Origin of the sequence: Kribbella sp. C-35 (assembly GCF_046549195.1) — a bacterium.
GTDB lineage: Bacteria > Actinomycetota > Actinomycetes > Propionibacteriales > Kribbellaceae > Kribbella.
Genome location: NZ_JAJPWG010000002.1, coordinates 150,345 through 167,634, shown reverse-complemented (window position 1 = coordinate 167,634; position 17,290 = coordinate 150,345). Strand labels below are relative to the sequence as shown.

17 protein-coding genes are annotated in these 17,290 nt (G+C 68.8%); 10 read left to right on the top strand and 7 right to left on the bottom strand.

All coding sequences use genetic code 11. The annotated features are described in order from the left end of the window. Positions 1-158 precede the first annotated feature (158 nt). On the top strand, positions 159-824 hold the full coding sequence (locus ACLJOO_RS13520) for a class I SAM-dependent methyltransferase (RefSeq protein ID WP_410787337.1): 666 nt from the start codon (positions 159-161) through the stop codon (positions 822-824). Here the strand turns inward: ACLJOO_RS13520 and ACLJOO_RS13515 are convergent, their stop codons facing one another. Then, complete coding sequence (locus tag ACLJOO_RS13515) at positions 825-2,231, bottom strand: metallopeptidase TldD-related protein (RefSeq protein ID WP_410787336.1); 1,407 nt, start codon at positions 2,229-2,231, stop codon at positions 825-827. It lies immediately after the preceding gene. Then, complete coding sequence (locus ACLJOO_RS13510; RefSeq protein WP_410787334.1) at positions 2,228-3,739, bottom strand: TldD/PmbA family protein; 1,512 nt, start codon at positions 3,737-3,739, stop codon at positions 2,228-2,230. The genes ACLJOO_RS13515 and ACLJOO_RS13510 overlap by 4 nt, the downstream gene beginning before the upstream one ends. Positions 3,740-3,857: 118 nt before the next feature. Between ACLJOO_RS13510 and ACLJOO_RS13505 the strand changes: the two genes are divergently transcribed. The 4 genes from ACLJOO_RS13505 to ACLJOO_RS13490 are packed head-to-tail and all read left to right on the top strand — an operon-like array spanning position 3,858 to position 6,531. Further along, the gene (locus ACLJOO_RS13505; protein WP_410787333.1) at positions 3,858-4,376 is read left to right on the top strand and encodes an RNA polymerase sigma factor; all 519 of its coding nucleotides are present in this window, start codon (positions 3,858-3,860) and stop codon (positions 4,374-4,376) included. Beyond that, positions 4,373-5,029 (top strand): hypothetical protein, encoded by a 657-nt coding sequence (locus ACLJOO_RS13500; protein ID WP_410787332.1) that lies wholly within the window; start codon positions 4,373-4,375, stop codon positions 5,027-5,029. The genes ACLJOO_RS13505 and ACLJOO_RS13500 overlap by 4 nt, the downstream gene beginning before the upstream one ends. A 47-nt stretch (positions 5,030-5,076) precedes the next feature. Then, positions 5,077-5,700 carry a hypothetical protein gene (locus ACLJOO_RS13495; RefSeq protein ID WP_410787330.1) on the top strand — a complete coding sequence of 208 codons (624 nt, stop codon included), beginning with the start codon at positions 5,077-5,079 and terminating at the stop codon, positions 5,698-5,700. A gap of 60 nt (positions 5,701-5,760) precedes the next feature. Beyond that, a complete protein-coding gene (locus ACLJOO_RS13490) occupies positions 5,761-6,531 on the top strand; it encodes a hypothetical protein (protein WP_410787329.1) in 771 nt (256 codons plus the stop codon). A gap of 157 nt (positions 6,532-6,688) precedes the next feature. Here ACLJOO_RS13490 and ACLJOO_RS13485 read toward each other — a convergent pair whose 3' ends face one another. The 3 genes from ACLJOO_RS13485 to ACLJOO_RS13475 form a co-directional block, all read right to left on the bottom strand. Further along, positions 6,689-8,569 (bottom strand): DUF222 domain-containing protein, encoded by a 1,881-nt coding sequence (locus tag ACLJOO_RS13485; RefSeq protein WP_410787328.1) that lies wholly within the window; start codon positions 8,567-8,569, stop codon positions 6,689-6,691. A 318-nt stretch (positions 8,570-8,887) separates the two neighbouring features. Next, entirely contained in the window at positions 8,888-9,580 is a 693-nt protein-coding gene (locus ACLJOO_RS13480; RefSeq protein WP_410787327.1) for a nucleotidyltransferase domain-containing protein, read from the bottom strand. Next, positions 9,580-10,422 carry an alpha/beta fold hydrolase gene (locus tag ACLJOO_RS13475; RefSeq protein ID WP_410788668.1) on the bottom strand — a complete coding sequence of 281 codons (843 nt, stop codon included), beginning with the start codon at positions 10,420-10,422 and terminating at the stop codon, positions 9,580-9,582. The genes ACLJOO_RS13480 and ACLJOO_RS13475 overlap by 1 nt, the downstream gene beginning before the upstream one ends. A 154-nt stretch (positions 10,423-10,576) precedes the next feature. Here ACLJOO_RS13475 and ACLJOO_RS13470 point away from each other — a divergent pair, with 154 nt between their 5' ends. Genes ACLJOO_RS13470 through ACLJOO_RS13450 form a run of 5 tightly spaced genes read left to right on the top strand, consistent with a single transcriptional unit; the run spans position 10,577 to position 16,153 of the window. Next, positions 10,577-11,506, top strand: a complete 930-nt coding sequence (locus ACLJOO_RS13470) for an ABC transporter permease (RefSeq protein ID WP_410787326.1) — start codon at positions 10,577-10,579, stop codon at positions 11,504-11,506. Further along, a complete protein-coding gene (locus tag ACLJOO_RS13465; protein WP_410787325.1) occupies positions 11,506-12,504 on the top strand; it encodes an ABC transporter permease in 999 nt (332 codons plus the stop codon). The genes ACLJOO_RS13470 and ACLJOO_RS13465 overlap by 1 nt, the downstream gene beginning before the upstream one ends. Continuing rightward, positions 12,497-13,504: an ABC transporter ATP-binding protein gene (locus tag ACLJOO_RS13460; protein ID WP_410787324.1), complete on the top strand. Its 1,008-nt coding sequence runs from the start codon at positions 12,497-12,499 to the stop codon at positions 13,502-13,504. The genes ACLJOO_RS13465 and ACLJOO_RS13460 overlap by 8 nt, the downstream gene beginning before the upstream one ends. Continuing rightward, positions 13,497-14,483, top strand: coding sequence for an ABC transporter ATP-binding protein (locus ACLJOO_RS13455; protein WP_410787323.1), 987 nt, complete (start codon positions 13,497-13,499; stop codon positions 14,481-14,483). The genes ACLJOO_RS13460 and ACLJOO_RS13455 overlap by 8 nt, the downstream gene beginning before the upstream one ends. After that, positions 14,480-16,153, top strand: coding sequence for an ABC transporter substrate-binding protein (locus ACLJOO_RS13450; protein ID WP_410787321.1), 1,674 nt, complete (start codon positions 14,480-14,482; stop codon positions 16,151-16,153). The genes ACLJOO_RS13455 and ACLJOO_RS13450 overlap by 4 nt, the downstream gene beginning before the upstream one ends. Positions 16,154-16,157: 4 nt before the next feature. Here ACLJOO_RS13450 and ACLJOO_RS13445 read toward each other — a convergent pair whose 3' ends face one another. Both ACLJOO_RS13445 and ACLJOO_RS13440 read right to left on the bottom strand, forming a co-directional pair. Then, positions 16,158-16,652: an HAD family acid phosphatase gene (locus ACLJOO_RS13445; protein WP_410787320.1), complete on the bottom strand. Its 495-nt coding sequence runs from the start codon at positions 16,650-16,652 to the stop codon at positions 16,158-16,160. After that, on the bottom strand, positions 16,645-17,190 hold the full coding sequence (locus tag ACLJOO_RS13440; protein ID WP_410787319.1) for a GNAT family N-acetyltransferase: 546 nt from the start codon (positions 17,188-17,190) through the stop codon (positions 16,645-16,647). The genes ACLJOO_RS13445 and ACLJOO_RS13440 overlap by 8 nt, the downstream gene beginning before the upstream one ends. Between the last annotated feature and the right edge of the window lie 100 nt (positions 17,191-17,290).

Genomic DNA, 17,290 nt, shown 5'->3' with positions numbered 1-17,290 from the left:
CAGGTGATGGCGGCGGTCGGCATCGAGTCCTCCTCGGGTCCCTACCACTGTCCCGAGAGGGAACGGCCCGCCGCTTGAGTACGTCTACTCAAAGTTCTGACGTAGGCTGGCGCGGTCTGCCGATCGTCCAGACCGGCGTGACGAACACGGGGAGCACCATGCAAAGAGGGAACACTGGGCATGTCGAGCTCGCAAGAGCTCAGCAGGAACGTTGGGATTCGGCGTACGCGAGACGCCCGCAGCTGCACGGCCTGGAGCCATCGGCCGCGGCGCAGCAGGCCGTGGAGAGGTTCGGTGCCGCAGGCATCGATGACGTGCTGGAACTCGGCGCCGGCCACGGCAGGGACGCGCTTTTCCTGGCCAGACAGGGATTCAGCGTGCACGCCACCGACTTCAGCGAGACGGCGCTCGACCAGCTGCGGCACGAGGCGCAGCGCGAAGGGCTCGACGACCGTGTCACCGCCGCGTTGCACGACGTCCGCGACCCGCTGCCGCCGGCCGACGGCGGAGTGAACGCGGTGTTCGCGAATCTCCTGCTGAACATGGCGTTCTCGCCGTCCGAGCTGCGATCACTCGTCGCCGAGATCCACCGGGTGCTCAGCCCGGGCGGGGTTTTCGTGTACGCCGTGTGGTCGACCGGCGACCCGTGCTCGCAGCACTGGAAGCAGCTCGACGACGGGCTGTCGGTGCACGACGGTTTCGTCGGCCGTTTCTTCGACGAGGACCTGGTGCGTGAGCTCGCCGAGCGCTGGCAGCTCGACGAGCTCACGCCGTACCACGAAGGCCAACGCCAGATGTGGCGTGTGGCCCTCACCAAACAGTGATCAGTTCGCCTGGCTGACGCTCGACATGTTGAAGTCGGGGATCAGCAGCGGCGGGGTCGCGGTGCGGGAGAAGTAGTCGCCCCATTCCCGCGAGTACGACGGAACGGTCGCACCGGCCGTGGTGAACCGGGCCAGCAGGTCGACCGGGCTCTCGTTGAAGCGGAAGTTGTTGACGGCCCCGGTGACCTCGCCGTTCTCGACCAGGTAGACGCCGTCGCGGGTGAGGCCGGTGAGCAGCAGCGTCTGCGGGTCGACCATCCGGATGTACCAGAGGCAGGTCAGCAGCAGCCCGTTGTCGAGCCCGGCGACCAGGTCGTCGGTCGAACCGGTCGCACCGTCGACCGTGACCACGTAGTTCTCGATGTCCGGGGTGGCCGTCGGGGCGTCGATCAGACCGGCCGTGTACCGGCTCGTCATCAGGTGCTCGAGCTTGCCGCCGCGGATCCAGTCCGTGGCTGCGAGCGTCAGCCCGTTGTCGAACACGCTCGACGATCCCCCCGACGAGCGAGCCACTGCGAACGCGAACGCCTCCAGGCCGGGCAGTGCCGGGTCAGAGTGCAGTGAAACCGGCTGTGACGACAGCGTGTCGCCGAGCCGGGTGCCGCCGCCAGGCTTGGAGAACACGGTCCGGCCCTCGAAGGCGTCCCGGCCGTCGAGCTGCCAGAACAGGTACGTCATCAGATCCGCGACCGCGGCCGGCGGCAGGATCGTCGGGTGCCGGCCGGCGTCGACGGACACCGTCCGCTTCGCCCAGCCGAGGCGGCGGGTGAGCTCGGCGGCGAGCGCGAGCGCGTCGACGTCGGTGAAGTCGCGGGTGGCGGTGCCGACCCAGGCCGAGTGGCTCAGGTCGGCGTTCTTACCAGTCGAGGAGACGTACCCACGGGGGAGCGCCTGGCGCAGCCGCAGTCCGGTCGAGGAGCCGACGTACAGCGTCACGACCTCGTGGTTGGCGAAGCCGTACAGCCGACGGCGCTCCAAGTCGGCGCGCTTGAGCGATTCACCGAGCGACGGCGCGAACTTCTCGAACACACCGACGGTCGTCTCCTCCGGCTCGAGATCCCAGTCCGCTCCCGCCGTACCGTCGACGAGTGGGCGGGCGTCCTCGGCCGGGCCTGCGGCGCGGGCGGTCGCGATAGCGGCGGACACGATCTCGCGCAACGAGTCGTCGGTGACCGACGAGCGGCCGATGACGCCGGCCGCCGTGCCCTCGCCGGCGCCGACCGTGGCGATCACGGTCACGCTCGAGCCGCGCATCGCGCCGTTCGTGGTCAGGGTGTTGTTCGCCCAGCGCAGGTTGGTGCTGGAGGTCTCGGCGACGAGTACGACGCAACCGTCGGCGCCCTCGGCCGCGGCCAGGGCGAGGCCCCGCTCGATCGTGTCCTGCGGGGTGAGTTGAATGCCCGTCACCGGCCGGCCTCCTGAGTGGTGTTGAGAATGCGGACGCCGCGGAACAGCGCCGACGGGCAACCGTGGCTGACGGCGCCGGACTGGCCGGGCTCGGCCTTGCCGCAGTTCAGCGCGCCGCCGAGGACGTACGTCTGCGGGCCGCCGACGGCCTCCATCGAGCCCCAGAAATCGGTGGTCGTGGCCTGGTACGCGACGTCGCGGAGCTGACCCCCGAGCTTGCCGTCGGTGATCTGGTAGAACCGCTGGCCGGTGAACTGGAAGTTGTACCGCTGCATGTCGATCGACCAGGACTTGTCGCCGACGATGAAGATCCCGTTCTTGACCCGGCTGATCAGGTCCTCGGTGGACGGGCCGTCCACGGCGGGCTGCAGCGAGACGTTGGCCATCCGCTGGATCGGGATGTGGCCGGACGAGTCGGCGTACGCGCACCCGTTGGAGCGCGGCGTGCCGAGCACGTCCTCGTTCTTCTTCGCCATCCGGCGGTCGACCTGGTACCCGACCAGGATGCCGTCCTTGACCAGGTCCCACTGCTGGCCGGCGACGCCCTCGTCGTCGTACCCGACGGTGGACAGGCCGTGCTCCGCGACGCGGTCGCCGGTGACGTGCATGACGGGCGAGCCGTACTTGAGCGTGCCGAGCTGGTCGAGTGTGGCGAAGCTGGTGCCCGCGTAGTTCGCCTCGTAGCCGAGGGCACGGTCGAGCTCGGTGGCATGGCCGATCGACTCGTGGATCGTGAGCCAGAGGTTGGACGGGTCGATGACGACGTCGTACGTGCCGGCCTCGACCGTCGGCGCGGCCATCTTCTCGGCCAGCCAGGCGGGGATCTGGGCGAGCTCCTCGTCCCAGTTCCAGCCGGTGCCGGTCATGTACTCCCAGCCGCGCCCGGCCGGCGGGGCGGTGGACGACATCGAGTCGAACCGGTCCTCGGCGACGGCGTGCGCGGTGATGTCGGGGCCGATGCGGACGCGTTGCTGCGTGTACGACGTACCGGCGGTGTTCGCGTAGTACTTGCACTCGTGGATCGTGGCGACGTGGACGCTCACGTGGGCGACGCCCTCGGCCTTGAGCAGGCGGTCGCTGTAGTCGGTGAGCAGCGCGACCTTCTCGGCCCGCGGAACGCTGAACGGGTCGATTTCGTACGACGAGATCCAGGTGACGTCGTCGTACGTCGGCTCGTCGGCGAGCTCGATCGTCTCGGCGTTGATCGGCCGGGACACCTGGGCCATGTTCACGGCCTGCTCGGCCAGGCTGACCGCTTCGTCGGTGGTCAGCGCGACACCGGCGGCGAAACCCCAGGTGCCGTCGTGGATCACGCGGACGGCGAGACCGAGATCCTCGTCGTCCTTCGCGTTCTCCAGCACACTGTCGCGCAGGGAGATGGACTCGGACCGGATCCGCTCCAGCCGGAACTCGGCGAACGTGGCCCCGAGGTCACGGGCGCGCTGCAGGGCGGCCGCCGCCAACTCCTGCCGGGGGAGAGCGAGAAAGCTTGCGTCGATATCTGGCACGACTCCGACCCTATACACGGGAACCTGGAGATGATCGGCGGTGTAGTGCCAGTGTCCGGAAGTAGACAGGGCTGTAGATAGGAGGCTCTGGATCAGCCTGGCTGAGGAAGCTGAGATCGTGGCTCGGGTGCGCGGCGGGGAGTCGGCCGCGTACGGCGAGCTGGTGGACCGGCATGCCTCCGTGGCGAAGCGGACGGCGGTGTTCCTGGGCGCCGGAGCGGATGCGGACGACGTGGTGCAGGAGGCGTTCGTCAAGGCGTTCAGAGCGCTCGGTGGGTTCCGGGAGGGCGCGGCGTTCCGGCCCTGGTTGTTGCGGATCGTGGCGAACGAGACCCGGAACGCTCTACGTGCTCGTGGACGGCGGGCACGCCGGGAGGAGCTTGCGGCGCCGCTGGACGTCGTACTGGATCCAGCAGATGCGGCTGTGTCGTTGGAGCGCCGTACCGAGTTGCTGGCCGCCGTACGCGCGTTGCCCGAGCAGATGCGGTTGGTGGTGACCTGCAGGTACCTGTTGGACCTGGACGAGCAGGAGACCGCCGTAGTACTCGGCTGGCCGCGAGGAACCGTCAAGTCGCGGCTGCACCGCGCACTGGGACGACTGCGTGACGCTCTACCCGACAAGGAGGTGCAGCGATGAGCCTTGAAGACGAACTGCGGTCCGTCGGACGCTCAGCCGTCGTACCTCCCGTAGACGACGGCCTGACCGCGGCAGTGCTGTTACGGGTCGCGGACATCCCGGTGCGGAAGCGGCTGCGGGACAGGTGGCGGGCGTTCCTGGCGGGCTTCCTCATCCTCCTCGCGGGTGCTGCGCTGACCCCTCCGGTACGCGCGACCGTTGCGGAGTGGCTGCACATCGGGGGAGTCCAGGCGGAGCCGGTAGGCACCGGACCGAGTAGTGCACCACCGCCTCCGACAGTGGGCGGTCAGATGTCCCTGGAGGCCGCTGAACGCGTCGCTGGCTTCACGCCGCAGCTCCCCAGGGCACTGGGTGCGCCGACGGGTGTAGAGGCGTCAAAAGGCTTCCTAGCGATCAGCTGGGACGGCGTACGGCTGGAGCAGTTCCAGTCCGGGCTCGAGCCTCGGTACATCAAGCAGTACTACGGCGGGCTCGACTACGTCCCCGAGGTCCCGGGCTTCTGGTTCAGTACGCCGCACCAGTTGGTGCTGGTCGACAAACGCGTCGTACGGATCGCCGGACCGACCCTGGTCTGGGAGCGCGACGGTGTCACGTTCCGTCTCGAAGGAGTTGACAAGGCGCGGGCCGTGGAGCTGGCGACCGGAACCTCCTGAGCGCCGGCGGTGTATCAGCAGCAAAGGAAACCGTAGGGAGAGCTGCCATGGTCCGCCGCATCCTCGTGCTTGTCGTCCTGATCCTCGCCTTTGGTGCTACGCCCGCAGAGGCCGGAGGCCCGACCAGCGTCCTGCTCAGTGCACCTCCGCGCGTGGTCGCGGTCGGCTACAACGACCCGCGGTACGACGAACTCGTCGAGCTGACCGAACTGACGCCAGGCAAGCCCAGCGGCGAGCACCTGTCCGGCCGGTTCGTCCGCGCTACCTGGATGATCCACGACATGTCGGTCTGGCGCATCGACATCATCTACCCCGACGCACCGGGCGGACCGTGGATCGCTACCGAGGAACTGATGTCCGACACCAAACCCGCGAAGCCCACGTGGCACCGCGCCACCGACCCGGTGAAGCTCCTGAAGCTCCTCAACGAACTCAAGCTGCTCAACGGAGAGTTCTACGGCGGCCCAAGCCTGAACGACGGCTACACGGTCCAGGAGCCCACACCAAAGCCCGCGCCCGCACCCGACCCACCAGCCGAGGCTCAGGCGTCCACCACCACCAACGCCTTCACCGGATGGCGCTGGATCATCCCCGGCGTACTCCTAGGCGCAGCAGCCGCTGTCGTCGCCGTACGCCTCTTCCCGAAGCGCCGCTGGGAGCTGATCGACTAGTGCGGCCCGGGTCGTTGGCTACAGTGGGCCGTTCCGGTCTTCTGACCCTAGGAGAAGCTTGTGGCCCTCCCAGCCCCCGTCCTGGACCTGTGCGACCACTTCCTGGTGCTGGCCGAGCGGGAGCTGCCCGCGGGGCTGCTGACCGGGCTGTATCTCCATGGTGGCGTGGTCTTCGGCGAGTGGGCGCCACAGGAGTCCGACGTCGACTTCCTCGCCACGCTCGCCCACCGGCCCGAGCCGGCGGAGGTGGAGGCGCTGCGGGGCGTTCATGCGCAGATGGCGGCGTACTCCTCGACCCGGTTCGACGGGCCGCACGTGCTCGCTGCCGACCTGGCGTGCGACCCGCGCACGCTTCCGCCGGTGCCGGAGATGATCTCCACCAGGAAACTCGAGATTATCGCCTCGCCGTCGCGGATGATCACCTGGCACGAGCTGGCCCAGGCCGGGATCACGGTCGCCGGCCCAGAACTGTCCACTCTTCAGATCTGGACCGACAAGCAGGCGCTGCATGACTACACCGTGGACAACCTCGACACCTACTGGCGCCGCAACGCCGAGGGCCTGACCCGGGCGACCCCTGCCGACCTCCCGGCAGACGAGCGCGAGCGCGACTATCTGCTCTCGCATTGCATCCTCGCCTCCGTGCGCCTGCACCACCTCCTGGTGACGGGCGAGATGACCGCGAAGTCGCGCGCCGGCCGCTGGGCACTGACGCATTACGACGAGCGCTGGCACCGGGTGCTCGCCGAGGGGCTGCATCTGCGCGACGCCAGCGGCACTTCGGCTACGCCGACCAGGCCGACCTGCTCGGAGACATCCGGGACTTCCTGACGTACGTCGTGGAGACCGTGACAGGCAGGCCCGTGGTCGCGACCAACGCGTGACAACCGTCCAACTGGTCCGCGACGACGACGGCGTCGCGAGGTGGCGCGATTGTTCGACCTGCGATGTCGGGCTGTCAGCGCTCCGGCCCGGACTCGGCACGGCCTCATGGGTCGATCCGGTGGGTGCCGGTGGGGTCGACGTGGAACGTGAACCCGTGGGGCGTCGTCCATTCGAGTGTCTTGTAGTCGATCCGGCGCACACTCCAGCCGCGCGCGTGCGTCTTCACCCGGTGCCCGAAGCGACCGAGCGGCGCAAGATTCGTCGTACTCGTCTGCCCGGTCGGCCCGTGCGGGTCGTACGGCTCGATGTGGTCGAGGTCAATGGTGTTGGTGGTTTCCCGGGTGCCGTACGGAAACAACTCGACGGGGTAGGTGAACTTGACGCGGTCGCGGATCCGGGTGGGAATCTCGTAGGCGTCGACGCTCACGGCGTCGTTGAGATCGATCACGGGCTTCACGGTGTACGGGCCGTAGCCGACGAGTTCGGTGAGTTGGGCCGCGAGGAGTGGTCCGATGGTTTCGGCACGCAGTACGCCGGTGCCGGAGGCCAGGGTGTGGTCGGTGAGGTGTACGACGACCTCGGTCTGTCCCGGACGCACTTGTCCTGCCCGCGCCGGTCCTGGACGCACTTGTCCCTTGGCTAGGCCGTCCGGTCGCGCTGATGCACCCGGGCGCATCACACTTGGATCGCCTGGACCGCGTGGGTCGTGCGGACTGCCTGGGTTGGCAGGGTGGCCAGGGGCGGCGGGGTGGATCGGGTAGCTCGGGTTGGCGTAGGCGTCGTGCTTGATCTGTGCGAGCCGGGCGCGGAGTGCCCGCAACGCGGCAGCATCCATCGCCGAACCCTTGCCGGGTTCGTTGCACGCGTCCGCGTCCTGAGCTGGTGATCGCCGGTCGAACGGGTCGGTCGGCGGGTCGGGGTCGTAGGGCGCGGCGGCTTCCAGCCACGGATCGTCCGCCGGACCCGCCGGCTCCACTAGATCGAGCGACTCCGGCAGGTCGACGGAGTTGGCCTGCGGCTCATTCCCGCCAATCTCACCAACCCGCACCACCACATCGTCCGACCCCACCGGGTCGTCCTGCACCGCCAGATCGTTCGGCGCCGGCGGGTTGTCGGGGGTTCTGGGAGTGGTGGTGGGTTCGTGACAGGTGGCTGGCTCGGGGTCGGTGGGGCTGGTCGCCGCGTCGCCCGGCAGGGCTGCCTCGATATAGGTGCGGGCGTGGTTGAGGAGTTCTTGGGTGAAGCGGGGGTCGGCGAGGATGTCGATGGCTTCGGCGCGGCGGTGCTGGACTGGGCGGGTGTCGCCGAGGGCCTGAAGGGCGTTGGTGATGTCGGTGATGGTCGCGTTGCAGCGGTTGACGGCTGCGGCCGCGGCTTTGATGTAGATCGTCTTGTTGCCGTGCCCGTCGCCGCGGCCGACATGCACACCACGCTCGTCGGCGGCTTCGGCGGCCTCTGCTGCGGCGCGGGCGGGGTCGGCGTGCTTGCGGGCGGCGCTGGCGATCTTTTCCAGCCGGTGCGGGGAGATGGTGTCGATGATCGCCGCGACGCGCTGGTCGACGTACTCCGCGGCGGCATGGTCGAGTTTGGTGCAGGCTCGCACGATTTGGCGGGCCTTCCAGGGGGTGGCTTGGCCGGCCTGGATGCGGGTCCAGGTGCGGGGGAAGCGGTGGCGCAGGGCGAGGGCGTCGGCGAGCAGGTCGCGGCCGACGCCGGGTGAGACACCGAGCACGACGGCGAACTCGGCGATCGCGAACTCGGCGATCTCCGGGCAGCCCTCGCCGCCCAGGATGACGGCGCGTTCGCGGCCGTCGGAGGCGCGGCGGGTCGGGCGGGTTCCGCACACGGAGGGGTGGAAGCGGTCGGCGTAGATCTGGGCGCATTCCAGCAGCCGCGCGTCGGCCCGGCTGGCCACTGTGCGACAGTCCGCGGCCTGCTCTAGCAGGTCGCGGGTCGGGAGCGACTCCAGATCTTCCTCGAACATGCGTTCGATTCTATGTCACACGCATGCCGGTGGTCCAGGTCGTTTTTCCTTATCCACAAGGGGAAACGTCACATGCGAGGCATGGCGGAAACGTGTATGCCGTTCGAGATCGACCAGGACGTCCACGTGGCTGGCCGACGGAGAGCGGGGAAGGGAGGTGGTGCCGCGGACCGGATCGGGAGGGTGGCCGACGGGCGCCGGCAAGCGCCGCAGAGGCGCGCATGCGGCGGAGTGAATCGACGGATTGCCGGCCTCTTCCTGCCGGGCATGGGAGGGGACGACCCTGGCCGGGGCAAGCGGGTCAGGACCCGAACGGCACTAGATGCTCGCCGCCAGCTCGAATCCGGCGAACAGGCGACCTCCGTGCGCCGCGAGGATGCGGTCCACGGCAGCAGTCAGGCGGTCGTCCGATGCACGCACGCCGTCCAGCAACCTCACAGCGTGGTCGGTGCCGTGGGCAACGTCGTAGGCCGTGAGCTCGCGCAGCAGGCCCTTGCCGGTGCCGGACCAGTGGCCTGCGCCGGTCAGCAGCAGCCGGGCCGCCTCCTGCCACAGCACTGACGCGATCGCCAGGCGCACATCACCTTCCGCGGCTGCCAGGTCCTCCAGCAGGTCCGTGACCGTGTAGCGCAGCAGGTCCAGCTCGTCCGTCGTCAGCGGCTTAGGCCCAGCTGCAACCTCAGCCAGGTACTCCTCCTGCAGCCGAGCACCGGACCCGTCCGTGTCCACCAGTACGACGGATTCGCCCACTAGCCGCATCATGGTCGGCTGACGTCGCAGCTGGTCCTTGTCGGCGAAGTACCGCAGTGACTTCTCGGTGTGCACGAACAGCTCGACGGGCCAGCCGCCGTACTCCAGCGACCTCCTCCGCGGCGCCGGCGGCCCGTCCAGGAGCACTGTGATGTCCAGGTCGGACGTCGGACTCGCGTCACCGCGCGCCACGCTCCCGCCGAGCCAGGCGGCCCGGGCCTCCGGATACAGCTCCAGGACGAGTTGACGTGCTAGGTCCATCAGGACAGTGTCAGCCAGCGCAGGAGTTCGCGGTACGCATTTGCTGGCGGGATGTGGCCGCCCACGTAGTACCTGCGTTCGGCGTGTGGGATTGCGGCTGCCAGGTGGTCGGCGTACTTGCCGGCGCGTTCGTCGGCAGATCCGTGCCAGAGGCTGACAGGCACCCGGATGTCGCCGAGGTCGAAACCCCAGGGTCGAGCGAACGCGAGGTGGTCGTCGATCCAGCCGTCGTGGCTGGTGACAAAGGTGGCAGTGAGACGCGCCACGGCTTCCGGGTCCTCCCGGGCCGGGGGTCCTGGCGGTGAGCCCGGGTCCGGTGGGAACTCCGGTCCGCCCTCCTCGACGGCGGTCATGATCGTGCGAGCTGTTTCCTCGAGCCCCGGACGCAGGTCGCCGTGCACCGCCAGCCAAGACGTGCGGTTACGTCGCGGGTCCGCCTGTTCCTCCGCCTCGGTCGGTTCGGGACCGTCTACGAGCGGCGGCGCGTTGCTCCCAGTCACCGCGCAGCGGGTCACGCGATCCGGTAGCAGTGCGGCACAGGCCAACGCGTGCGGACCACCGCCAGAGCCACCAGTGACCGCGAACCGTTCCCAGCCCAATGCATCAGCCAAAGCAACCGCGTCAGCGGCGACAGAAGCCACGGTCCGGCCAGGTTGCCGGGTCGATCCGCCGTACCCGGGCCGGTCCGGCATCACCATCCACACCCCGGACGCCTCGATCGTCGCGACCACCTCAGGCCGCTTCCACCGCGTGCTCGGCGTACCCCCGAACGACATCACCGGTACGCCGCTGTCGGTCCCGTAAATGGCGTACAGCAGCACCCGGTCACCGACCTTCACCATGGCATCCACACGCGGAGCGTAACCACCCGGCAGCACCTAACCGAATTCACAGTTAACAACCCGACATTCTCGGGATTCGAGATGCGAACCCCGTGGTGGGAGGATGCGGCCTAGGTTTTGTCGGCTGTAAGAATCAAACCAGTCGGGAGTGCTTGTGAGTTCATCGGTCGCCGGGACCGTATCGCCCACCCGGCAAGCGATGCGCCGGGTGCGGCGTGACCGCAGTGCGCGGGTCGGCCTGGTCGTGGTCGCCCTGCTGATCGTGATCGCCGCCGCCGCGCCCTTGCTGGTGCGCCTGGCCGGCCAGGACGCGACGACGTACCACATCGACCTGCTCGATCCGGCGCGCGGCAACGCGCCACGCGGTGCGGTCGGCGGGGCGAGTGGAACCCATTGGTTCGGGGTGGAGCCGCTGACCGGCCGGGACCTGTTCTCGATCGTCGTCCTCGGTCTGCGTACGTCGCTGTTCATCGCGGTCGTCGTCACGCTCATCACCACGGTCGTCGGCACCCTCGCCGGCATCAGCGCGGCGTACTTCGGCGGCTGGTACGACGCGGTGCTGTCGCGACTGCTCGACTTCCTGTTCGGCTTCCCGCAGCTCGTCTTCATGATTGCCCTGGGCATCGTTGTGCCGGCCGGGTTCCCGCGCTGGCTGCTGCTGATCCTGGTGCTCAGCTTCTTCGGCTGGGCCGGGCTGGCCCGCCTGATCCGCAACCAGGCCCGCTCGCTGGTCGCCCGCGAGTTCGTGGAAGCGGCCCGCAGCGTCGGGTCGAGCGGCTGGATGGTGATCACCCGCGAACTGCTGCCGAACCTGCTCGGTCCGGTCCTGGTCATCGCCACGCTGGCGATCCCCGGCTACATCGGCGCCGAGGCCGCCCTGTCCTTCCTGGGCGTCGGCGTTCCGCCGCCGACCCCCAGTCTCGGCCGGTCGATCTCGGACTCGATCGCCTGGGTCTACACCGGTGCGGATCCGTGGTTCCTGCTGTTCCCGGGCGCGATGCTGTTCCTCGCCGTCCTCGGCTTCACGTTGCTGGGTGACGGCGTACGGGACGCGTTCGACGTCCGGCTGCGGAGGACGAACTGATGCCCGACCTCGTCTGGTTCCTGACCCGGCGGCTGTTCGCCGCGCTGCTCGTGATGCTCGCGCTGAGCCTCGCCGTGTACCTGATCTTCTACGCGATCCCCGCCGACCCGGCCCACCTGGCGTGCGGCAAGCCCTGTACGCCGGACCGCCTCGAGCAGGCACGCCACTTCATGCAGCTCGACCAGAGCACCCTGCAGCAGTACCTGAACTTCCTGAAGGGCATCGTCGCCGGCCGGACGTTCGGCGACGGTGCGGCGGCTGTGCACTGCAACGCTCCGTGCTTCGGGTACTCGTTCCCGCTCGCCCGCCCGGTCACCACGCTGATCACGGATCGCCTGCCGATCACCGCGTCGATCGCCCTCGGCGCAGCCGTCCTCTGGCTGCTGATCGGCGTCTCGCTCGGCGTGATCGCCGCGCTGAACCGGGGCCGCATCCTCGACCGGCTGGCCGTCGGCGTCGCGCTGATCGGCGTCTCGACCCCGTCGTTCCTGCTCGGGCTGCTCGCGATCCTGGTGTTCGGGTTCTGGCTGAACATGGTTCCGGTCAACGGCTACATACCGTTGACCGAGAGCCCGGTCGACTGGGCGTGGCACCTCGTCACACCCTGGATCGTGCTGGCGATCCTGCAAGCGGCGTCGTACATCCGGCTGACCCGGTCGCAGATGCTCGAGGAGCTCAACCTCGACTACATCACCACGGCCCGGGCGAAGGGCGCCGGCGAGGGGCGGGTGGTCCTCGTCCACGGGCTGCGCGGCGTGCTGGTCCCGGTCATCACGTTGTTCGGCCTCGACCTCGGCGGTCTGCTCGGCGGCGCGATCCTGACCGAGAAGGTGTTCAGCATGCAGGGCCTCGGCGATCTGCTGATCAGCGCGGTCGGCCAGCTGGATGTGGCCGTGGTCGTCGGCGTCACGTTGTTCTCGGCGTTCCTGATCATCCTGGCGAACCTGGTGGTGGACATAGTGCACGGTGTGCTCGACCCGAGGGTGAGCCATGGCTGAGCCGCTCAAAAGGCCAGTGCTGGAGGTCCACGACCTGAAGGTCACGTTCCGGACCGAGAACGGTCCGGTGCCCGCGGTCGACGGCATCGACTTCGCCGTCGCGCCCGGACAGACGCTCGCGATCGTCGGCGAGTCCGGGTCCGGGAAGAGCGTCAGCTCGTCCGCGGTGATGGGCCTGCTGCCGTCGAACGCCGATGTCACCGGCGAGGTGCTGCTCGACGGCCGCGAGCTGAACGGCCTGCCCGCCGACGAGCTCCGCAAGATCCGCGGCAACGACATCGCGATGGTCTTCCAGGACGCCCTGTCCGCGCTGAACCCGTACTACTCCGTCGGTTGGCAGGTCGCCGAGGCGTACCGGCTGCACCACGACGTCTCGAAGAAGGTCGCGCGGCAGCGGGCGGTCGAGATGCTCGACAAGGTCGGCATCCCGGACGCGGCCCGGCGCGCGGAGAGTTACCCGCACGAGTTCTCCGGGGGAATGCGGCAGCGGGTCGTGATTGCTATGGCTCTGGTGAACGACCCGAGAGTGCTGATCGCGGACGAGCCGACGACCGCACTCGACGTCACCGTGCAGGCGCAGATCATGCGCCTGCTGGACGACGTCCAGGACGAGTTCGGTACGGCGCTGATCCTGATCTCGCACGATCTCGGAGTGGTCGCGGAGGTCGCGGACGACGTCCTGGTGATGTACGCCGGGCGCGCGGCCGAGCGTGGCACCGTGCGGGACCTCTTCTTCCGGGCGGCGCACCCCTACAGCCTTGGGTTGCTGGGCGCGATGCCGCGGGTCGACGTACCGCCGAAGCCGCGGTTGACCACGATCCCGGGCACTCCGCCGTCACCGGGGTCGATCACGACCGGGTGCCCGTTCCAGCCGCGGTGCGCGTACACGCACCTGGTGGGGGAGCGGTGCGTCACCGAGCGTCCCGAGCTCACGCCGCGTCCCGGCGAAGGCGATCACGAGGCAGCGTGCCACCTGGGACGGAGGCCGGCGGATGCCTGACGAGCTGCTGAACCTCAAGGACGTCAAGAAGTACTTCGGGTTGCGCGGCGTACCGTGGCGGCAGGCGCAGGCCGTCCGCGCGGTCGACGGCGTCAACCTCGTCGTACGCAAAGGCGAAACCCTCGGTCTCGTGGGCGAATCCGGTTCCGGCAAGTCCACGCTGGCACGGGTCGCGACCCGGCTGCTCGACCCGACGCAGGGCCGGGTCGAGATCGGCGGCAAGGACGTCACCAAGGTCACAGGCCGCCGGCTGCGTCCGATCCGCCGCCGGATCCAGATGGTCTTCCAGGACCCGCAGGCCTCGCTGAACCCACGGCAGTCGGTAGCCACGATTCTGAGTACGCCGTTCCGCGCCCAAGGACTCCGCCCGACCCGGGCCCAGCTCGTCGAACTGCTCGAACAGGTCGGGCTGGCCGAGGAACACCTGGTCCGGTACCCGCACGAGTTCTCCGGCGGTCAGCGCCAGCGGATCGGGATCGCGCGGGCGCTGTCGGTCAAACCCGACCTGCTGGTCTGCGACGAGCCGGTGTCCGCGCTCGACGTGTCGGTGCAGGCCCAGGTGCTGAACCTGCTCGCCGACCTGCGCGACGAACTCGGCCTGTCGTACGTGCTGGTCGCCCACGATCTGGCCGTCGTCCGGCAGGTCGCCGACCGGATCGCCGTGATGTACCTCGGCACGATCGTCGAAGAAGGCCCGGCGGCGCAGGTATACGAGTCGCCGGCCCACCCGTACACGAAGGCGTTGCTGTCCGCCGTACCGGTGCCGGAACCGGGCGTCTCCCGGGACCGCATCGTGCTGACGGGCGACGTACCGACCCCGATCAACCCGCCGTCCGGATGTCCCTTCCGGACCCGCTGTTACAAGGCCGAGGACGTCTGCGCAACGAAACGACCAGTGCTCGAACCCGTCGAAGGTTCCACCGAGCACCGGGCCGCCTGCTACTTCCCTGAGCCCCCACCCCTTGAGAGGACACAATGAAACGCATATCCCGAGCGGTCGCGCTAGCGGCCGTGCTCGCGCTGGCGGCGGCCGCGTGCAACGCCAACGACAAGTCCGGCACGACCGGTGGCAGTACTGCGGCCGCGGAGCAGGGTGGCACCCTCCACATCCTCAGCACCAGCAAGGAGATCAGCTACGACCCGGCCAAGAGCCAGAACCTGGGGATCAGCGGGATCCACCTGGTGCTGCGCGGCCTGACGTCCTGGAAGACCGACCCGAGCAAGCCGACCGAGCTGGTCCCGGACCTGGCCACCGACACCGGCCAGGCCTCTGACGGCGGCAAGACCTGGACCTACAAGCTCAAGGCGGGTCTGAAGTACGCCGACGGTTCGCCGATCGTTGCCGCTGACATCAAGTACGGCGTCGAGCGGTCGTTCGCGCCGGAGCTGTCCGGCGGTCTCGGCTACCACAAGTCGCTGCTGGTCGGCGGGGACAAGTACACCGGCCCGTACAAGGGCGGCGACCTGGCCTCGATCGAGACGCCGGACGACACCACGATCGTCTTCAAGCTGAACAAGCCGTACGGCGACTGGCCGTGGATCGTCAGCATGCCGGCGTTCTCGCCCGTACCGAAGAAGGCCGACACCGATCCGGCGCACTACGGCGAGAAGCCGATGGCCAGCGGCCCGTACCAGGTGCAGTCGTACACACCGGGCTCGAAGCTGGTCCTGACGCGGAACCCGAACTGGGACAAGTCGACCGACCCGGCCCGGACCGGCCTGCCGGACTCGATCGTGACCGACATGGGCCTGCAGCCCGACGTCGTCAACCAGCGCCTGATCGCCGACGCCGGCGACGACAAGTTCGCCGCCACCACCGGTACGTCGGTCCCGGCGGCGCTGATCCCGACGATCACCGGCAACCCGGCCGTCAAGGCCCGGGTGGCGACCTCGCCGTCCGGCGCGCTGCAGTACCTGTCGATGAACACCAAGCGCCCGGCGCTGGCCAACCCCGCGGTCCGCAAGGCGATCGAGTACGCCGTCGACAAGCAGGCCGTCCAGGTCGCCGAGGGCGGTCCGGAGTACGGCGGTGAGATCGCGAGCACCCTGATCACGCCCGGGATCGACGGGTACACCAAGTACGACCTGTACGAGGCGCCGCCGGCGGGCGACCCGAACAAGGCCAAGCAGATGCTCGCCGCGGCGGGCGTCAGCAACCTGAACCTCGTGCTGGTGGCCGACAACACGACCGGTCTCGGCGTGGCGCAGGCGATTCAGCAGGGCCTGAAGCGGGCCGGGATCACGGTCACCATCAAGCCGCTGGACAGTGAGCCGCTGACCGACCTCATCACCGGCAACAAGCCCGACTTCGACCTGACCGTGTCGAGCTGGCTGCCGGACTTCCCGAGCGCGATCGGCAACATCCAGCCGCTCTTCGGGACGTCGGAGATCGGCAACGGCGGGTACAACATCTCCCGCTACTCCAACCCCGCGGTGGACACGGCGATCGCCGCGGCGACGGCCGAGCCGGACCGCACGAAGGCAGCAGGCCTGTGGGCCGCACTGGACAAGCAGATCATGGCCGACGCCCCGATCGTGCCGCTGATCTACGCGCGGAACGCGTTCCTGCACGGGTCGAAGGTGCAGAATTTCTACCTGTCGTCGTACCCGCCGTACGCGAACACGCTGATCGTCGGCCTCAGCAAGTAACGGCTCAGGTGCGTCCTTCGGACTCCTGAGCTTCGAAGAGGGTCGGCTGGGACTCGGTGTCGAGTCCCCAGTCGGCCCTCATCACTGTGTAGCCGGCCTTCTCGGCGGCCTTGATGACTGACGCGTCGTCGTCGACGAGAACGGCGACCGGGCGTTGTTCGGCCAGGCGCTTGAGGCGGCCCAGTTTCATCAGCATCGACGGGCGGCGGTCGGTGTTGCCACGCATGTAGACCTTGCCGGCCGGGAAGCCGTTGTCCTTCAGCCACTGCTCGGTGTCCCGCCGGATCCGTTCCGGGCGGCCGGTCAGGTAGACGATCTCGTGGTCCGCGGCCAGTGTCGTCGCGACCGCGAGGCCCTCCTCGAGGACGGCGTCGTCCTTGGCGCGCTCGAAGAACGAGTCCCAGTCCTTCGGCTTCCGCTCGATGAAGTGCAGCCGCTCGCTGGTGTCCGACAAGGTCGCGTCGATATCCAGTACGGCGTACGGTCGCTCGTCACTCATGCGCCCCACCTTCCCAGGTCGCGCGGTCGACGGCGTACAGGACCTCGCCGAACTCGGTTCCGGGCAGCGGATCGTCGAAGTGTTCGTGGAACACCTTCTCGAACCGCAGCCCCGACCGCCGCATCACCGCCCGCGAACGGTGGTTGACCGCCATCGTGTCCGCCTCCACACGCTCCATCCCGAGCGCGGTGAACGCGTGCGCGATCAACGCCCGGGTGCCCTCGGTCGCGTAGCCCTTCCCCCAGACGGTCCGCTTCAGCCGGTACCCGACGTCCACGGTCCGCGGATCCGCGGTCGGCTGCAGCCCGAACCACCCGACGAAACCCTCCGCATCCTCGGCCTTGAACGTCCCGAGCTGCGGATGCTCGGCGCACACCTTCAGGATCTCCGGCAGTACGACGCTCTCGACCTCGTCCCGCGGCGTCACCTGCCCGCTCAGGAACCGCATCACCTCAGGATCCGAGTCCAGCTCGAGCAGCAACCCGGCGTCGCCTTCCCCGAACCGCCCCAACCGCAGCCGCTCCGTCGTGAGATACACATCCGGACTCTCTCATGCGGGCTCAAAGTGCGTCCGGAGTGTGGGCGGTGTGCGGGTTTGGGGGTGTTGGGTTGGGTGGTTGTCGGCGGTGGGGGTTAGC